General features: G+C 41.9%; 14 protein-coding genes. 3 read left to right on the top strand and 11 right to left on the bottom strand.

Annotation, left to right across the window (positions count from 1 at the left end):
- Positions 1–27: 27 nt before the first annotated feature.
- From NSU00_RS01755 to NSU00_RS01740, 4 genes are all read right to left on the bottom strand, one after another.
- Complete coding sequence (locus NSU00_RS01755) at positions 28–336, bottom strand: PTS sugar transporter subunit IIB (protein WP_340703291.1); 309 nt, start codon at positions 334–336, stop codon at positions 28–30.
- Positions 337–348: 12 nt separating this feature from the next.
- On the bottom strand, positions 349–1,338 hold the full coding sequence (locus tag NSU00_RS01750; protein ID WP_340703290.1) for a 6-phosphofructokinase: 990 nt from the start codon (positions 1,336–1,338) through the stop codon (positions 349–351).
- Entirely contained in the window at positions 1,335–3,443 is a 2,109-nt protein-coding gene (locus NSU00_RS01745; protein WP_340703289.1) for a BglG family transcription antiterminator, read from the bottom strand. Before NSU00_RS01745 ends, NSU00_RS01750 begins: the two co-directional genes overlap by 4 nt.
- A 1,511-nt stretch (positions 3,444–4,954) precedes the next feature.
- Positions 4,955–6,474, bottom strand: a protein-coding gene (locus NSU00_RS01740) for an IS5 family transposase (protein ID WP_340703288.1) whose coding sequence is annotated in 2 segments (ribosomal slippage) — positions 4,955–6,219 and positions 6,219–6,474 — 1,521 coding nt in all. Because the reading frame shifts where the segments join, the coding sequence is not laid out codon by codon here.
- Between the two features lie 304 nt (positions 6,475–6,778).
- Between NSU00_RS01740 and NSU00_RS01735 the strand changes: the two genes are divergently transcribed.
- A complete protein-coding gene (locus NSU00_RS01735) occupies positions 6,779–8,137 on the top strand; it encodes an IS4 family transposase (RefSeq protein ID WP_046722048.1) in 1,359 nt (452 codons plus the stop codon).
- 456 nt (positions 8,138–8,593) lie between these two features.
- A complete protein-coding gene (locus tag NSU00_RS01730; protein ID WP_340703287.1) occupies positions 8,594–10,057 on the top strand; it encodes a transposase in 1,464 nt (487 codons plus the stop codon).
- 996 nt (positions 10,058–11,053) lie between these two features.
- On the opposite strand, the gene NSU00_RS01725 is transcribed toward NSU00_RS01730, so the two are convergent.
- A complete protein-coding gene (locus tag NSU00_RS01725; protein WP_340703286.1) occupies positions 11,054–11,590 on the bottom strand; it encodes a helix-turn-helix domain-containing protein in 537 nt (178 codons plus the stop codon).
- A 429-nt stretch (positions 11,591–12,019) separates the two neighbouring features.
- On the opposite strand from NSU00_RS01725, the gene NSU00_RS01720 reads away from it, so the two are divergent.
- The gene (locus tag NSU00_RS01720; protein ID WP_340703252.1) at positions 12,020–13,243 is read left to right on the top strand and encodes an IS110 family transposase; all 1,224 of its coding nucleotides are present in this window, start codon (positions 12,020–12,022) and stop codon (positions 13,241–13,243) included.
- Positions 13,244–13,457: 214 nt separating this feature from the next.
- On the opposite strand, the gene NSU00_RS01715 is transcribed toward NSU00_RS01720, so the two are convergent.
- Genes NSU00_RS01715 through NSU00_RS01690 form a run of 6 tightly spaced genes read right to left on the bottom strand, consistent with a single transcriptional unit; the run spans position 13,458 to position 19,394 of the window.
- Positions 13,458–14,252: an ABC transporter ATP-binding protein gene (locus NSU00_RS01715; RefSeq protein ID WP_340703285.1), complete on the bottom strand. Its 795-nt coding sequence runs from the start codon at positions 14,250–14,252 to the stop codon at positions 13,458–13,460.
- Entirely contained in the window at positions 14,245–15,216 is a 972-nt protein-coding gene (locus tag NSU00_RS01710; RefSeq protein ID WP_340703284.1) for an ABC transporter ATP-binding protein, read from the bottom strand. The genes NSU00_RS01715 and NSU00_RS01710 overlap by 8 nt, the downstream gene beginning before the upstream one ends.
- Before the next feature lie 12 nt (positions 15,217–15,228).
- Positions 15,229–16,101 carry an ABC transporter permease gene (locus NSU00_RS01705; RefSeq protein ID WP_340703283.1) on the bottom strand — a complete coding sequence of 291 codons (873 nt, stop codon included), beginning with the start codon at positions 16,099–16,101 and terminating at the stop codon, positions 15,229–15,231.
- Positions 16,102–16,112: 11 nt separating this feature from the next.
- Entirely contained in the window at positions 16,113–17,117 is a 1,005-nt protein-coding gene (locus NSU00_RS01700) for an ABC transporter permease (protein ID WP_340703282.1), read from the bottom strand.
- Between the two features lie 19 nt (positions 17,118–17,136).
- Positions 17,137–18,720, bottom strand: coding sequence for an ABC transporter substrate-binding protein (locus NSU00_RS01695; protein WP_340703281.1), 1,584 nt, complete (start codon positions 18,718–18,720; stop codon positions 17,137–17,139).
- Positions 18,717–19,394: a M15 family metallopeptidase gene (locus tag NSU00_RS01690; RefSeq protein ID WP_340703280.1), complete on the bottom strand. Its 678-nt coding sequence runs from the start codon at positions 19,392–19,394 to the stop codon at positions 18,717–18,719. The genes NSU00_RS01695 and NSU00_RS01690 overlap by 4 nt, the downstream gene beginning before the upstream one ends.
- Positions 19,395–19,538 lie beyond the last annotated feature (144 nt).

The raw sequence follows: 19,538 nt of genomic DNA, 5'->3' as shown, positions 1-19,538 counted from the left end.
CCCTCCGTCTCTCGCTATCTTTTATTTTTAAACCAAAATACCTTTATCCCTTAAAACCGGGACAAGCTTTTCTTCAATCTCTGTTTTAGATACAATATTTTTTAAATAAACAATGGTGGTTTGTTTAGGGTCTATTGAAAATTTTTCAAACTGTGATTGAAAATTTTGGGCGGTAATAATAATGTCAGGCTTAATTGATGCAGCTGAAGAGATATCACTATGATCCAATTTCGCTTCCACGCCTAACCTGTTCAATACATCTTCCGCAGACATCTGGCAGGCAAAACTGCTCCCCAGCCCAGCACCGCATACAAATAAAATATTTAATTTTTTCATGTCACTCACTCCTCAATCAATGATTTTCATCTTTTTTGCAATATATTGATTTGTTGCAATTAATTCCTTTGTTTTATGAAATACGTCTTCTAAAGGAACCAGCTTAGGTTTTCCATCAACCAATCCTATCATGGTATCTGTCGTACCTTTTACGATTTCATCTGCTGCTGCCACGCCTATCTTGATTGCATTCACTACTTCTTCTGCAACTGCATCCCCAGCTCGCTGCGTATATCCTAATATAGAATATCTCACACGCTGATTTAAAGCCTTTTCAAGGACACCGCCAAATTCAAAACTTGCTCCTTGTTTGCCGCGTATCCACTCTCCATTTAATGTATTGGACTCACAAGTTAATATTATAAATTGTCCTTGCTTTTCTAAACATGCTTTAGCTCTTTGCACTAACTTCTCCATATGATTAGAAAGCTCAGGGATCAACACATAATCAGCACCTCCTGCAATGGCTCCGCCGAGTGTTAATTGCCCAGATTGGCCGCCAAATGTTTCTATCATAAAAATCCGATTTGGCAAGTTCATTCCTGTTTGGCGTAATTTCCTTATTGAATCTGCAATATAATTGCAGGCAGTAAGGTAACCAATCGTATAATCAGTACCGTAAATATTGTTATCTATCGTCATAGGTACCAACAAAGTGTGCAATCCTTCTTTTGATAAAAGGCTTGCACCTTTACCTGAGCCCTCGCCGCCACAAACCACTAATGTATCAAATCCCTCTTGCTTTAATCTATGGATTATTTCTTTTCTTCCCTCAAGCGTAAAGGTTCTTGTGGATCTTGAAGTTCGCAGTAAAGCGTTTCCTGTGTTAATATGTTCTTTTACAACTTTTTCAGTTAAGCGAAATGGAACGCTTACACAAATACCATCAAACCCACCATGGAATCCCCATAAATCAATTTTTTCATTTGTAAGTATTCCTTCAAATAAAGCATTGATACCACTAGCATCTCCACCACTTGTAACCACAGCAACCTTATTCACTTAACCACTTCATTTCCGTATAATATCTTCTGAAATGTATTTACATCGTTTGTTTCCATTAATTGATTTAACTTTTCTTCATCATTAATTAGCTCAATAAGGCTTTTCATGATATTAAGATGTGAGTAAGAATCTACTGCAGCCAAACAAAAGATAATTTTCACCGGGTCATTATTTGGATTACCGAACACTACCGGTTCCTTTAACGTCATCACACTGATTCCTAATTTATTTACGCCATCCTCTGGCCGTGCATGTGCCAGCGCTAAATTTTTTCCCAACACGATATAGGGGCCAAAATCTTCAACAGATTTTATCATGGCATTGATATACCTTCGCTCAATGACATTCCCCTCTACTAAAACTTGTGCTACTTTAGTGATGGCTTCTTTCCAGTCTTGACATTCTTGGTTTAACAAAATATAGGAGTTCTTTAAAATATCCTGTAACATCGGCTGAATCTCCCTTGTATTATATTTCAAGTTGTGTTCCTTAAATGTATCTTCTACCTTCTTGTAAATTTCCTTTGTTACTTTACCGCCGCTCATTTCAATCAATCTCAGAACGTCTTGTAGCAGCTTTGTGGCATCCAACTCATTCGACTTGGTTCTTCTCTTCTCCTTATTTTTTTGCAAAAATACTTTGATTTCTTTTTTGTCGCTTTCTCTTAGAATCGGATTCAACAGTAAGACCGGTTTTTTCGAATATTCAATAGGAATTGTGGTGAAAATTAAATCCACATCCAGTTTGTCAATAAAGTCCAATTCATATGAGCTCAAAACCGCCACAATTTCAATATTGAACAGCTCTTTCAGATTTGCAGCCAGCAACTTTCCGGTAGAAACCCCATGATTACACAATACAACCGCTTGATAAACAAACTGTTCTTCCTGTTTTATCCGGCATTGGGAAGTAGAAAAGTAAATTGTCAAAAACCCTATTTCATCTTCTGATAGCGGCTTCTTTATATAAAACTCAATTTGCTTGCTGAAACATGTCACTGCATTGTAAATATTTGAATAAGACTCTCTAATGGTATTTTTCAACGGGTTAAATACTTGGACATCTTGCTTCGCTCTCGTTAATAATCCTGTTATATGTTTATATAAGCCTTCATATAAATCTTCTTGTTCACGGGAAAAAGGAATTCTGGTTACTTTCTCTACATGCTCTATTAATTGGATGGTCAATAACTGGGCGGTGACCCAGTCAAATGAATTATTCATATCTTTTGGATTAAATGACTCAATTATGAAAGTGACGTATTTCATTTCATTTAAAGAGGGATATAAATTAAACTCTCTACATATTGAATCCACGAAACTTCTTATAGGGCTTTCATTTATTTCTGCTTTAACTTTTGTTAATTCACTAATGGTACATCCTTCTTGCATTCGCCTGATCCATATACCCAAAAATAAAATAACCTGGCTGCGATAAACATGATTAATATCGATTCTGGACCTTTTTAATACTTCATCGTACTGATTGCTAATAGTCTCTAATACAGCTATGTCCAAGTAGTCCAGCACTAGTTTATCTACATAGGATAACACTTCATTTGCATCTTCAAGCATCATCAAACGGTCAATGTCTGTCATGCTATTCATTACATCATATAACATAGATCTTATCGAGCGTTCATGGCCTTGTAATACAATTCCTTGTTTTGGTAAGCTAATAACAGTTGCTCCATAATCCTTTAGGAACCGACGTAGCTTGCGCATATCTTCATCCAACGTGCTTTTTGAAACCTGCAGCTGCTCTTCCATTTCGTATAACCAAGTTGTTTTTGCGGGATCTGCGATTTCTAGCAGCAAAGTCAAAAATCGTTCATTTGGTCGATAATAGTCCTCCTTCCTAACAGAACAAACCTGATCCAATAATTGTTTACGTTCATGATCTGACAGTGATAATTTCAATCCTTTGCCTCTAGTGTTAGTAACACATGGGTAATGATTTTCAACCAAGTACCTGTTGATGGGAACCAATTCGTTCCGCAGAGTGCGCTCACTAATATGAAATTCTTTACTTAAATCCTCAAAAGTCAGATAGGTATTTACCGATAAAAGTCTGGCGAATAATTTCTGTGTCCTTTCTTTCATGGATTGTAACCCCTTTCACTCTTTTATTATAATTTCAAATTGCAGCAAAGTTGAGTATATCTTTTTGCAATTTGAATCTGCAAAAAATAAGGTACTTTTTATGATTGGTGAAATGTATTACGTGAAAAGGATTTGCTATGCGGATCATGAATCCATATCACTTGAAGAAATCATAATCCCGAAGTATATCGCGCCAAAGCTTGAAGGAATTGGTCTAAATGTATTTTCATTAAAGCCTATCAATTTTATGGCAGACGTTCAAACTTGCAAAAATGAAACCGCAAGAGACAAATATGCTTGGAATTGATTCGGAAATAGCAGTCCTGCTATTTGAGTGTACAAGCTACGAAGCTAATCAGGAACTCTTAGACCACATTTTCCTTACCCGAAAGTAATCGTATTTTGTCGGAGTCTTTCCACATATTACGGATATCAATGATGGGCTTAATCTTGTGCTAATCCCAGAGTTGGACAATTAGATTCATGTCATCATAACCCCGGTCTCCCACCATCGTTTCTGCTAATTCCAGATGCCTTGGATGCTTCTTTTTCATTTGCTTTAAAATTTCATGTCCTTCCGAATGTCTGAAGCCGACGCTTTTGCAATTTCGAATGTTACCGGTAATTCGTAGTTGTGTCCACCATCAGATGTAGCTATAAGCCAAACCATTTCACAATTTTTTGCCACAGCTTGCCTTCTTTTGTCACATCACTGTAAGTCTTCTGCATTTATTTGCTTCCAGACCCCGACGTCTGTCCTCGGCTTTATTTTTGTTCCGATGCTAGATGCTTGGAAAACGATGGGATCGCTTGCTGTCGATTGCAAAATGTTTACCAAAATGAGGAAACCCCTCAAAGAGCTGTTCTACCAAAATCTCAAACACCTTTTCAATCATTTCTTCGTGACTGATTAAGAACTTTAGAAACCGTGTCGTGTATAGGCATATGAAGGCGGTACCTGGCCTTCAAAGTCGCAACATTTCCCTTAATTGGCCATTACTGGAGAGCTCCCGGCGTAATTTCTCAATGCTTTCATGTTTGAACACTATCCTGCCAGTATGGGATTCCACATTGCATGAACGGGGTAATTATTACTGCCCTTCCCCATTTCTTTTCAAGGCTCTACATTAACGCTTCACCAGGCAAGTAGTCCAGCATAGGGAGGAGACGGTCTAAATCTCCAAGACCGCGTTAAGTGAAAATTTCGTCATGCATTTAGGTAATATGCTATAATGAAACAATGGACAAACCATCAAAAATTAAAAAAATTTATAAAAGAAGGAATTTAAATTCCTATACACAATGTTTATTTGTTAAGCAGGTAATCCACTTACCCATATCACTGGCTAAGAAGAGCCATGGCGCATGGAGATGGACAACAAAGCGAAGTCAAAAAACTATTGTATGAGTTGCAAAATATCTGGCTCAAATAACCCCCCACTATACTCAGAAACATCAGCATATAAAAAGATGAATTGGTAAGTAGGGCTTGCTGAACGAATCAGATTCGGTCACAAACAATCCAAATTCCGATTATCAAAATGTAAAATAGTGTTGTGCAAAAATTTTAAAAAAAGAACCCTGAGCTTCCGCTCCAGATTCAGTATGAGAAATTGAAGGGCTACTACTGTTTCGCTGGTCTCTTGGAGGCGTGCTCGAATAAGGCCTAGCCCATACTTGCGCTTGCCTTCGCCAAATTTGCCTTCAACGGCATTACGTTCAGAGGCATCCTGCCTTGCCACATGTTCTAAGGTTTTGTCTTCCATTTTGGATGGACGTCCTAACCTTGGCCCACTCAGACGAATGCCAAGAGATTTACAGTATGCCAAATTATCACGGTTTCGGTAGATTTTATCTGCCAAAATCGCTTCCGGATAAAATCCGAACCGATTGTAGTAGTGCTCAACAGGTTCCCTAAGAGTGGTCCCTTCATTGTAATTTTCCCAGTCGAGGTGCTCAATCAAGGCATAGCCATCTACGACGCTGATGGCGACTTTTGAACCGAACTCCACGTTCGCTTTTGCCTTGCCCCGCACAATTGGACGGACATGAGGCTGGGAAATGCTCACAATTCGGTGGTCAATCCGGTGTGTCTTCTTTTTGTACATTTCTGCCTGTTGGCGATAAAGTTCATGAATCAAGAGGAGTTGCCGATATTCATCTTTGCTCAAAAGAGACAGGGAGCTTTGGGTAAGAAGATTTTCAATGATTTTCAGATCCCGTTTCACATACCCAAGCTGCTTGCCGACAGCTTTCCGGATTTTCCGGGCGCCAGCTTTGCGTTGCTTAGCGACAGAAAGATAGTCCTTGCGGGCTCTTTTCTTGTAGGTCCGTGGCTTACGTAATTTCCCTTTGTGTGGTTCATGCAAGACATCAATGATATGTTCCAATTTCTCACGAGCTTCGTTCAACAGCCCAAAGTCTGTAGGGTAAGCAATATCAGCCGGTGCACAGGTTGCGTCCAGAATGAGTTTTCCTTTGTTCTGCGTTCTGGGAGAAACCGATTCAGTTGATTTCTCTTCTGAAGCAGGATCGGAAGTTTGATGATCATCACTACCATGATCGTCATCATCAGTGTCATCGTGAGGATCATCATCGTTGTTATTTTCCTCTTCCAATTGGCGTTTTTGTTCTTCCAGAACGATCCATTCATTCAGTTCGTTGATGATATTTGCGCCCAAACGTTTTCTAAAACGAGTCATCAGAGAATGGTCGAATGGGGCTTTTTCCTGGAATTCAGGCAAGCCGATAAAATACTGAAGATACGGGTTTCTGTGATCTGTTCGACTGTTTCTCGGTCAGATAGCCCAAGCCGTTCTTTGATATAGAGAGCTCCAAGAGCGATTCTAACAGAATAAGCCTTTTCGCCTTTGAATTTTTTCTTGAAGGACTTGGCATACTTTTCTTCAGCCTTCCACCACGGGATTAATTCAGCAAGACGGACCCAGCGATTTTCTTTATTTAATTTTCCACCGAATGGTAGAAAAAAATCATCTACAAAAGTTAATTGATGTTCGGTCTTTTTGTACATCGTAACGGTCTCCAAGTGCAAGGTTTTTTACGTGTTTCCTATGAAATCCTTACACTTTATATTCGACAAATACAGCCAAAATCCTTGTCAAATCTGGAACTTTTGCTTATTCAGCAAGCCCTAAGTACCATTTGGAGGTGGAAAGATGGGACTAAAAGAAGACTTAATGACTAAAACTTGAAACACCGAAATCTATTCTCACCCCTTGATCTACAAGGGTTTAAAGCAAAAATAAAAGCATGAACACTCAAAACTCGGTATAATTGAAGTGTTGAATCCCAATTAATCGAGGAGTGTTCATGCTATGAAAATTATAACACAAAACGACCATCAATCTCTTGGAATTTTATCTTCGGTCCAAGCATTTTTTGCACGTTTTCGTTTATCTCAAATTGCGAGAGTTTCAAACGCAGTGAAGACAAAAGGCGTTTCATTTCAAACCCTGTTCTGTTATCTTATCAGCACGCTCTTCTCAAACCGATCTGCGTATCGTGATTATTTGAAGCATCAAGATCAGCTTGGATTCTCGGATAAGACCTTCCGCAATTTCCTTAATAATGGCAAAGTCAATTGGCAAAAGTTCCTGATCCTGGTCTGTCGCCATGTCATCACCTTCATCGAACCTTTGACCGAGTCAACGCGTCGGAAGGTGTTCATTGTTGATGATTCCATGTATGAACGAGTCAATGCGAAGCACGTTGAACTGGCGGCGTTCCAATACGACCATGCAAAACACCAACATACCCGCGGCTTTCGGTTTCTTCAACTGGGTTGGAGTGATGGCAATACCTTCTTGCCTGTCAACTTTTCTTTGCTTTCCGGTCAGAATCAAGTGTGCGGAGCGAAATCCATCGATGGCCGTACACGTTCAGGTAAGCGAAAGATTCAGGCACAGCGCAAAGCAACCGATGTGGTAAGGGAATTGATTTCATCAGCCCTGTCTCGAGGTGTTTATGCTTCCTACGTCTTGTTTGATTCCTGGTTCTCTAGCCCTAAGATGTTTCATCAATTGCGTGAACTGGGACTTCATACCGTCGCTATGGTGAAACGTTCCAAGAAAGTTTATTACCGGTTCAACGGTGAAATGATGGATGTGAAAACGATCTTCAACACCCAAAAGAAACGTCGTGGACGTTCACGCTATCTTCTGTCAGTCCTCGTTGAGGCAGTCGTTGAGGGAAAGGCTTTACCAGTCAAACTCGTTTATGTCCGCAACCGCAATAAACGCAATGATTACCTTGTCTTAGCGACAACGGATACCCGGCTCTCTGAAGACGAAGTGATCCAGCTTTACGGAAAACGTTGGTCGATTGAGATGTACTTCAAGATGTGCAAACAGTACCTTCGCCTGGCAAAATATCAAGGCTTGTCTTATGACGGAATTTTTGCGCACACTGCTCTTGTCGCAATAGGTTACTCAATCCTTGCGGTTCAGCATCGTGAACAGGAAGATGATAGAACCCTAGGTGAGTTGTTTTATCTCATGGTCGATGAACTTTCTGACATCACTTTTGCAGAAGCGATTCAGCAATTGATTGATTTATTCAAAGAAGCTTTTAAGGACGAGTATGTCCTTTCAGAGAAAGTACTAGAGACCATTATTGAGCATTTTCTGGAAAAGTTGCCTGTCAGCTACCAGAAGCATCTAGTGAAAGCATCTTAACCCTAAATTATCCGAAGAAACTGTAGAACTGCCAAGGGATTAGTGCACTTTTTTTACTTTCAAGTTTTAGTTAATGAAATATTTGGAAAATGAAACGGCAAATTTTTCATTTAGAACCCTTGCCAAAATGCTATATCCCCTGAAACTGTAAGCAGTCAGACAATTAAAGGTCGTTGATTTATTCCACTAAAGAAAAAAGACGTTTGTAGGAACATTATGACAAATGTAAAAAGAAATTGTGAGTTTTTGATTTTAATGGGGTAAATTTATTTATTATAAGTGTCTAAATTTTTCCACTTTGGTCGGTTTTAGGCGGGTTTCAATAGATTAAGCTACTCATTCCTGTGGTAAATATTGTAAAACGGAAAAGGATGATTTTTTTTGAAAAAAAAAGAGCCATGAAAGCCACTCCTTTGTTAAGATATAAGTACGACCAAATATCCAGGGAGTGATTTCATGACTATTTCTATTCTAACACAAACCAGAGACTTTTCAATACAACAAAATTTGATTCCCCACAATTGGCAAGACTATGCCGATATACCATTTGTCATTCCAGCCATGTGTTTCCCATGGGAGATTTTTAAGCCGATTGAACGAGAATACTACACCCTTTTATATTTGCACCTAAAAAATGAAAGAGCACATGATCCTTCTAATGAAATACAACCGGCACTATTTTCAATAACGGAGGAAGAAGACAAGTCTGCGTCTTCATTATTTCATCTCCCTTCCACTGGGAGAAAACCGCATCCTTTCATGCCCTTTTTTCGTGCTTTTGAACTGGCCTCTTTACAGTATATTGAAGTGATGGTGGAGAGTGTCTATTTGCAAGTGAAATCAAACCCGCTATTTGCCACCATGTGTGGATTTACGGAGAAAATTCCGAGCTATCGTTCCTTTGCTCGTTTTGATCAAATCATGACAACAAATGGTCTTTGGGAAAAAGCCCGGCTATTGGTTGTTGAATATAATAAAGGGGAAGGCGTGGTTGAAACGAATGAGGAAGCAGCCGCCGTGGATACATCGCATATAGAGGCAGAAGCAACCTTGAATAAAACAAGGAAGACGTGTTCTTGTGAGGGTAATTGCGATTGCCCCAGAGTCCTTACGGACGACAATGTAGGGGTAATGCGTAAAAGTAATGCAGTCTCCTATATTGCGCATAAATTATCAATGGTATGCGGGGTGAAATCCGGTTTGCCTTTGACGCGGGAAGTATTTAAAGGAAATACACCCGATGGGAAAACATTAGAACCGACATTGGAAACGTTTAAGGCAGAGCACCCCGAGATGGCTGAGCAGTTGAGCTTTATCCTGGCAGATGGAATCTACCAAACGCCGGAAAATCAAAAAGTGACAAAGGATGTATTACAGGCGAAATTGGTGGCACCGATCAATCCACGGAACCGTAAAGATAAACCAACTACCGCCCGAGGGATTGAAAAAATCAACCGGTACGGCACTCCCATCTGTATCAGTGGACATAAAATGGAACTTAGAGGATCTGATCGGGAAAAGGGGCAATATATTTACACTTGTCCTGTATTTCATCCAAATGCCAAGCAAGAAGGTCTCACCTGCCCGCTAGCGAATCACGCGGAATGTTGTAATGGGGCAGCACAAGGAAGAGTATTTAGGATGGACTTTGATCAAACGCCTCAAGTAGATGTCGAGTTGCCGCAACATGGGCGCACATTTGAAGTGTTATATAGTGCCAGAACGATCATCGAACGAATCTTTGGCATTCTAAAAGACGGATACAGTCTCCGTCGTGTTCACAAGCGTGGGAAACAGGCAGTTGAAGCTCATGTAGATCGATGCATGATATCTATGCATATCATGGCAAATATGGCGTACCATCAGACTGGAAAGGCCAATTGTGGATGGACACGCAATCGACTGCAAAGAGCAAATTAAGTTATTCACAGGTGGATATGTGAATAACTCAAATGAACGTTTTCTTTCCACAAAGGGTAGTGAAAAAAACCATTTTGTGAAGGCGGGATACGTATGCCCTTTTTTTGAAGAAAAATGACCGTTTTACTTCTATTGAATTAAAAATCTGGATGTAAATTGAAAATCTGGATGAAAAGGCAAAAAAAAATCGGGATAATTAATTTTCCAGAGCCTCGCTCAAGGGTATATTTTTATTTTGGCAGAGGCTCCTAGGTAAACAGAGGTTGTTTCAAATATCTTAAGCACATTCTCCGCTTGCCCAGGAAAGCACGGAAAGCGTGGTAGTCAAAGTGTACAAAAAGAGTGTCTTGGAATACCCGATATTTAAACCCTATCGAGAAAAACTTGACACATATCGCCGGAAACGCATTTGAAAAATTTTATTCGAGGGTTAGGAAAGAACCCTTCGGATATCCACAGTCAATGCAAAAAAAGAACTTCAACAGAAAATTTCAACATTCCCAAAATTACTTTTCCCTTGGCAAAGCAAGCCAATATAAGATTTGGCTACATTGCAATTGGAGCTGCAATATTTCGAAAAATATTCGGGAATTTATAGGTATTTAACCTGGAAGCTAAATTCGTATGATTTAGTAAATTTCCTACTATCGCTAAACCACCTGGACAACAATCTATTCTTTCGTGGGTTCTATCATAAACTTTTTTTCATTAGATCACCTGAATGTTGACTGGGTTAAATTTGTTAGATATCCCCGTTATACTAGATTTATGGAATGGTTTGGCGTTAAGTTAAATTTCGTCATGGAGTCAGGTTAATTAATCTAAAGCCTACAAGGACGGAAGGCACAATTTTGGGCTATATGGAAATTGGGTTATTAATTAAACAAAAAGATGCTGAGATTTCGTTATGTGATACAACGATTATCCATGGTGAATGTGGCTTTTGGGGGAAGGGGGAGCGAATTTTAGAAATGATACATCCCCCGTTTTTTTAAATTACTTCGAATTCATCGCCCACAGCGAAATAGAGATTTCACTCCCTGTATTTATGTAGCGGTGTGGTGTTGTGCTGGGAAAACAGATACTGTCTCCTTCGCTTAAAAAGAATTCCTTGTCCCCCAGGAATACTTTTAAGGTGCCCTTTAAAATATAACCGCATTCTTCTCCTGCATGCGAAACTAACTCGGGTTCTGTTATGTTGCCAGGCTGGATTTCCACTAAAATAAAGTCTGTCGTCCCTGATTTATTCGGTGGTGTGAGATCATGATACTTGACGTTTGCACCGGCCAGCTCCACAATTCTTCTCTCATTTTTTCTGACAACATAGTTTTCTTCACTCCCACCCTCAAAAAAGAAATTGAACGGAATATTGAGGGAAGAGCATATTTTCCAAAAGGTACTGACAGTTGGATCGACCCGCTGTCGCTCGATTTGGGAAATCAGACTAGAGCTCAATCCTGTCTGCCGCGCAAGTTCCTGAAGTGTGAGGCCTTTTTCCTTCCTAACTTGCCGAATTTTTTCTCCATTAAACAAGTTACCCCTCCTCGTATAATAAGTTTAAATCCAAAGTGGATGTCAATTTCCAGTTCATTCTGCTGCTCATTGACAAGTGAGCTGCTCATTGACAAGTGAATATAAGATTTTGTATTCCGGGCGAGCCCGGAATACAAGTTCGGACTTGGACGCTTCGCGATGTTCCCGGATAATGGTCTTAGGATCGTTTGGGTCAATGCTTCCCCTCCTTGTAGCCTGACTACTCGAAAAGTCTGCATCCCCAGGTTCTTGCTTGAACGTCTAACCCGTAGGCCGTTCCTCCGGATCTCCGTGCTGGAAATGAGCAGTTCCAGGCAGCCCACGGCCCGGATGAGTTCTCATACGCGAGGCTGACAGATCGGCAAGCCATCTGGGGATATCCCGAAGCGTCCGATTCCATCGATCCCAATACAGAGAGGAGGAAATCATATGCCCTTATTTGTCGGTATTGACGTGAGCTCCAAAAACCTCGATGCCTGCCTGATGGATGGAATGGGGGAAACGTTGGCCACCCAAACGGTGACAAACAATCTTCCCGGTGCCTCTGAGTTAAGAGACACCATCCTCCAACATGCGGAGGCGGATGACACCATCCAGATCGCCATGGAGGCCACATCTGTGTATAGTTGGCACCCGGCAATGTTTTTCCATGAAGATCCCGAGCTGAAACAGCGTCGTACAAAGGTGTTTACCCTGAATCCGAAGCTGGTGAGAAATTTCAAAAAGGCTTATGCCGAGATGGACAAGACCGATCCCAAAGATGCCTGGGTAATTGCGGACCGCTTGCGTTTCGGGAGATTGCCGAAATCCGTGATTCAGTCAGAACAATACCTTGCCCTTCAACGGTTAACACGGATGCGCTATCACCTGATTCAAAGTTTAACCCGGGAACAACAGGTATTTTTGAATCATCTGTTTTTCAAATTCAGTGCCTTTAACCTTGAAGTGGATACACCGGTCTTCGGCCATGCCATAACGGAATTTTTGCTTGAGGCCTATAGCCTCGATGAAATTGCCCAAATGCCTCTGGAGGACTTAGCGATGTATCTCCAGACCAAAGGCCATGGCCGCTTTAGCGATCCCGAGGATTTGGCCGCATCCATCCAAAAAGCTGCCCGGTCCTCTTACCGGCTTTCTAAATGTGTGGAGGATTCGATTGACTTGGTCCTGGGCAGTTCTATTGAGATCATCCGGCATCTTAAACGCCAAATCAAGGATTTGGATAAGGCGATTGCCCGCGTTCTTGATGGAATCCCGAATACCCTCCAGACCATTCCGGGAATAGGCCCGGTGAGCTGTGCTGGGATTCTCGCTGAAATCGGCGACATTGAGCGCTTTGACGACCAAGCCGCGATCGCAAAATTTGCCGGATTGTTCTGGCCCCGCCACCAATCGGGTGATTTTGAGGCTGATGACAAAATGCTTGCGCGTACAGGCAATCGTTATCTCCGGTATTACCTGGTTGAGGCTGCCAATCTGGTCCGGCGACACGAACCTGAGTACCGCGCCTTTTACCAAAAGAAATATCGTGAGGTGCATAAGCACTCACACAAACGCGCCCTCGTCTTAACGGCAAGAAAACTGGTGCGCCTGATCGATGCGCTGCTCCGCAACGATCAAATTTATGCGCCGAAAAAGAAGGTGACGCGATGAGGTAACCAGGTAACCATCATCGATAGCCTGAACTTGAAAACTTCCAGATTATTCCAATTATCTGGAGGCTTAGTTCAGTATTGCCATTTTTACGACATAGAGCCAACAAAATTTCCAATTCACTTGTTTTTAACCCTTGACATCACACCGTAGGACTTTCAATCCAAGGACGCCCAACAATCCTACATCAAAAAGAATTTCACCATGCTTGTGTTTATAATATTTCAGCATAGCTGCGATTTTCCCGTCCATTTACACTTAATACCGAGGATAATAATTTTTTCGAATATGGATGCTGTGGATTTTCAAAAATTTCCTTGGTGATGCCGATTTCCACGATATCCCCTTTATACATAACAGCGACCCGTTCGCACATATAGCGGATGACAGACATGTTATGGGAAATAAACAAATAGGTGAGTTGCCTTTCTTGCTGCAGTTCTTTTAACAAGTTTAAAATTTGCGCCTGAATTGAAACATCAAGTGCAGACGTCGGTTCATCCAGCACTAGAAAAGTAGGTTCGGTAACCAAAGCCCGTGCAATCGCGATCCTTTGCCGCTGTCCGCCGCTGAATTCATGTGGGAGCCTGCTAAGATGTTCTTCCTTTAAACCAACACGGTGGATAAGTTTCCTTAAGCGCTCCGGATTGGCTTTCTCTTTTCTCTCACTACCCGGCAGGCCGAGCAGGGGTTCTAAAATAATGTCTTTAATCCTCATACGCGGGTCAAGTGAGGACTGGGGGTCTTGAAAAACAGACTGGATCTCGCCCGGGCGGATCCGTTTGTATTTTTTCTTTTCCCATAGGGGCTTGCCACGATAATTAATGGTTCCACTGGTCGGCGCTTCAAGCCCAATCAGCATTTTACCAAGCGTACTTTTCCCCGAGCCTGATTCACCTACGAGCCCAAGGATTTCTCCTTGGCGGATATCCATATTAACCGGTCCGACTGCTTTTGTCAGATGCTTGCCATTGGTGTAGATCTTCTGAATTTGTTTGATTTCAATCATAAGAGACAGTCCCTTCCAGCCAACAGGCAGCTTGATGATTAACCTCTTTTTCTGCAAGTTTCGGATGGTGGTTTCTACAAATATCCATTGCATACTTACAGCGGGTAGCAAACGCGCACCCGTTTGGGCGTTGGAGTAGGCTTGGTGTTTCGCCGACAATTGCCCTTAAAGGCTGGCCGGGCGAAACCGAATCCGGAAGTGCCTCCAGTAACGATTGGGTGTATGGATGGTTCGGTCGGTTTAAAATTTCCTTGGTAGGACCGCTTTCGACTACCTCACCCGCATACATTACTATGGTCCTGTCACAAATTTTAGAAACAACACCAAGATCATGGGTGATCAGCAAAACCGAGGTCCCGCGTTTCCGGTTTAATTCTTGAATCAAGTTTAAAATTTCATACTGGATCGTGACATCAAGTGCAGTCGTTGGCTCGTCCGCAATCAATAAATGGGGCGGCGCGGACATAGCAAGTGCGATGACAATCCGCTGACGCATGCCGCCGCTTAGCTCAAACGGGTATTTTTTTGCCACCAGCTCTGGTTGATCGATATGCACCTCCTGCAAAGCCTGTAGGACTGCTTCTTTAGCTTCCTTTGCAGGGATGTTCCGGTGGCGCTGGATCACGTGCTGTAGCTGTTTTCCAATTTTCATGGTCGGGTGGAGAGCGGTCATTGGTTCTTGGAATACCATACCGATTTCCCTACCACGCAACAGCTGGCGTTCTTTTTTCTGAAGTCGAAGCAAATTTCGGCCATTGTAGATGATTTCACCGTTTGAAATGATTGCATTTTCTTCAAGCAGTCCTAAAATAGACAAAGCGGTAATCGATTTGCCTGATCCGGATTCACCCACAATGCCAAGAATTTCTCCTTTTTCAAGCGAGAAATGTATATTCTTTATAGCTTCAGTACGGCCACGCATTCCTTCAAAATCGATATACAGATTTTTGACTTCAAGTAGCATGCTAAATCCTCCTTACCTCACTGATTTTGGATCCAGTACATCACGGATTCCATCACCGATTAAATTCAGGGCGCCGGCGGATAAAAACAACATTAACCCCGGGAAAGTCGGGTACCACCAATAAGTCAGCAAATACTGCCAGCCGACGCTGATCATTGCCCCCCATTCCGGAGCGGGCGGCTGGGCACCCAGACCAAGGAATCCGAGCGTTGAGATTAATAGAATCGCATCACCGACATCTAGGGTGGCCTGAATAATAACCGGTGAAAAAGCGTTCGGAATAAAGTGTTTCAGAATAATCCGCGGCTTACTAATTCCGAAAGTTTCGGCGGATTTTACAAAAAGTTTTTCTTTAATGACCAATGCTTCACTGCGGGCGAGCCGAATATAAACTGGAATTTTTACAATGGCAACGGCAAGCATCGCATTTTGCAAATTCGGGCCTAAGATGGCAGCCAGCGCCATGGCCAGAATTAAGTTAGGAAAAGCAAGTACCATATCGGCGATCCGCATGATGATTTGGTCGAAAAAGCCACCCAAGTAGCCGGAAACTGTGCCGATTACAACACCTATGAAGCTGGCGATCACGATGACGAGTATGCCAAAGCCAAGTGATAATCTGGCGCCGTACAGAATTCTAGTAAAAATGTCTCGGCCCACTTCATCCGTTCCAAACCAGTGACGAAGGGACGGTGCCTGAAATTTCTCCGCAATATTAATTTTAGTTGGGCTGTACTGGGTCAAAAGCGGGACTAGAAGCGTGAGTAAGACAATCAGTCCCAAAATCACAATCCCTATCAATGTCAACTTATTTTGTTTTAATTTATACCAAAAGGGGTTTTCTTTTAAGGTTTGCGTTTTTTCACGGTAAGCAACAATTGCCATCAATTTTCCTCCTATTCTCTGATTTGCGGATTCAACAAGCCATATAATAAATCGACAATGAGATTAATCAGTACATATCCAACGCTGATAAGAATAGTAAATCCCATAATTGCCGGGAAATCTAGATATGCAATCGAATCGACTACAAATTTTCCCATTCCCGGCCATCCGAATACTGTTTCAGTTACAACAGCGCCCCCTAGGAGCGAGCCAAATGATGTTCCAATGACGGTAATAGTTGGGATCAATGCATTCCGTAGCGCATAGGAGATGATGAGCAGCCGGCCGTGAATGCCGTTTGCGATAGCTGTGCGAATGTATTCCTGGCTCATCACCTCAAGCATGCTTGCCCGCACCTGCCTTGTAATAATTGCTAGCTGGGCAAAGGACAGGACAAGTGCCGGCAAGAAAATATGTTTTAAACTGCTGGATAGAGCAATGGGATCACCGGTTAAAATGCTATCTAGAATATAAAAGCCAGTCACATGTGTCGGCGGGTTAATATTGTCATCAATGCGTCCGTTTGCCGGAAACCAACCCAAATAGCCGTAAAAAATCAAGATGACGACCAATCCACTCCAAAAGACAGGAATGGAAACGCCGCTGATTGAAAAAACACGGCTGAAATGGTCCCAAAATGTATTCTTTTTTAAGGCAGACAAAACGCCAAGCGGAATACCGAAGAGAATGGCGATTGCAAACGCTACAACTGCCAGTTCTAATGTTGCTGGAAAATACGTAAGTAAATCATCTAATACAGGCTGGTGTGTTCGGATCGATGTCCCAAAATCACCGGTAGCCAGTTGACGGATATAGTCGATATATTGCACCCAGAGCGGCTGATCCAGTCCTAACTGTTCGCGGAGGGATTGAACCGTCTCTTTACTAGCCCGCTGTCCTGCCATCATACTGGCAGGATCGCCGGGAATAATATGGGATAAAATAAACGTTATAAGCGTGACGCCGAATACAACAAATACAAGAAATCCGAGTCGTTTCAAAATGATTTTCTGCAAGGTTCGTCACTCCAATTAATTATTTAGACATTTCGGCGAGGTTGTAGATTCCATCTAGCATCGGATTATAGACAAAACCTTTGACACTTTTGTTGATCGGCAAAATATAGTTTTTTTGGTAGAGCAGAATATATGGCGCATCGTCCATGACAATATCCTGAATTTGTTTGTAAAGGGCTGTTCGTTTCTTTTTGTTGTTGTTGGTTGCGGCTTCTTGTAAAAGCTGGTCTACTTTGCTGTTTTTATAGAAAGCACGGTTTCCGGCCAGACCGAAGTTTTTCGAGTCGTACCAGTAATTCATGATGCCGTATGGGTCACCGAAGTCAGGGCTCCAAACGCCAAGTGCCAGATCAAAGTCTCCTTTATCAATCATGTCACGGGAAGTGGCATAAGCGACGCTTTTCAGTTTCACTTTGACGCCAATATCAGCTAGGTTGGATTGGATTGTTAAAGCTTCTGTTTTCCACCAAGTTTTGTTATCCGAATAGAGTAAATCAAGGGATAGGTTTTTCACGCCGGCTTCCTTCAGCATTGCTTTTGCTTCTTTTATGTTGTGTTTGTACTGTTTTACGCTGTTGTCATGCCCCCAAACGCCTTCTGGAACAGGACCGTGAGTTTTGGTTGCATAGCCTAGTTGAACTGCATCAATCAGCGCATCATAGTCAATTCCTTCATTTAATGCCTGTCGTACTTTTTTATTTTGCAGCACTGGGTTGCTTTTGCTCGTATTGATATAAACATAGTCTGTCATGAGGCTCGGTTTCTGGATCAATTGGACATTACTAAAGCTTTTGACATCTTTGATCTGATCAACGGGAATACCCTCTGCAATATCAATTTCCCCTTTTTCTAACTTCAGCCGCTGAACCGATGAATCGCCTACGATTTTAAAGACGACAGTTTTAAAAGCCGGTTTCACTTTTGAATTCGGATTTAAGCCGAGTTTGATCGAGTCGCCTTTTTTCCATGATTCCAACTGATAAGGGCCGCTTCCCATCGTGTGGTTTGCCAAATAATTCTGGCCCAAGTCGCCGTTCTTTTCATACTCCATGACTTTCGGGCTGACGATATTCCCGTAATTGGTCGCCAATGTTGAAAGGAATGGCGGGAAATTCTCGGAAAGCGTAAAAGTCACGGTAGTCGGATTTTTTGCTGTAATGTTGGAGACCATGCTGAATATACCAGCAGGACCATTTTTAATTTTTAAGGTTCGTTCAAAACTTGCTTTGACAGCTTGAGCATCTACAGCGGTGCCGTCCGCAAACTTATGCCCTTTCTCTAAGGTAAATGTCCATGTTTTTCCGTCCTTGCTAACTGTCCATTTTTTAGCCAGTCCCGGTTTTATATTTGTGGTGGCGCCGTCGTAATCCACTAGCCGTTCATATGTAGGATAGATGATTTTCCATGATGAATTGTCCATTGTCACGGCTGGATCAATAGTGCCGACATCTGCCGGAATGGCAACAGTAAGTTTGTTTTTTGCAGTATTGCTGGAAGAGGTATTCGAACCCGCTTTCTTTGATGGAGCATTGGCATTTTGGGCGCAAGCGGTTGCAATTAACATCAAACAAATCACCAAAAAAAATGAGCTAATCTTTCTCAAATGGTATTCCTCCCTTTGTTCTCGCCTAGTTCAATTCCCCTGTATTTTGCAATTGTATTGTTTTCTTTTGCCCAAAGCGCATTTCCATAATCAAAATGCCACCACTCATCCGGGTTTGACCGGAAACCGGCTTCCAGCATGCTTGTTCTTAGCAGTTTACGGTTGTTGCGGATGACTTTTTCTTCTGTGGTTAAGAATTTTTTCTTTTCATAAAAGAGTGAGTGGGCTTTTTCGGTAAATTCATCAAAATCTGTGCCCATATTAAGCCAGCCATTTTCGTCTGCCAGTGTCAGGTCAACTGCGCCTCCAGTGTAGTGCGGAGCCGGCTGATGAGGATCTTTCGATGGTGTGGCAACAAAGCGGGCCAGTTGCTCCGCTGTTGCTTGTTCTGAGGTGTATTTGTTTCTGAACACTTTTTTATATGCGTCATACAGAGCCTGTTGCGTTTGGAACGACCTCCACCCATCGAGGACAACGATATGGTATGCAGATGGAATATAGTTGACGGCTTTAAGCAGTCGTTCGACAACACCTTCCCGTAGATAGCAGTCATTCCGGGTTCCAGGAACATGATGAAGGTAATAATATGGAACCACTTTGATTCGATCCGAAATACTGGAAACAGAAATTAATGCTTCATCGTGTTCGTCGGATAACAGATTATGTGACACCACGGTTCATCAGTTCACTCCTTTTTAATCACTTTAATAAAAGTTAAATATATTAAAAATATACACTATTTTTTTCATTATGAAAACATGGATGTTAGAAAATATGGCAAATTTTTTTGAATGCGATTGAAATACACCCAGCCCATT

Origin of the sequence: Weizmannia sp. FSL W8-0401, from assembly GCF_038009125.1 — a bacterium.
Lineage (GTDB): Bacteria > Bacillota > Bacilli > Bacillales > Bacillaceae_C > Weizmannia > Weizmannia coagulans.
The sequence above is the reverse complement of the archived record's forward strand: the minus strand, read 5'-3'. Positions and strand labels throughout refer to the sequence as shown.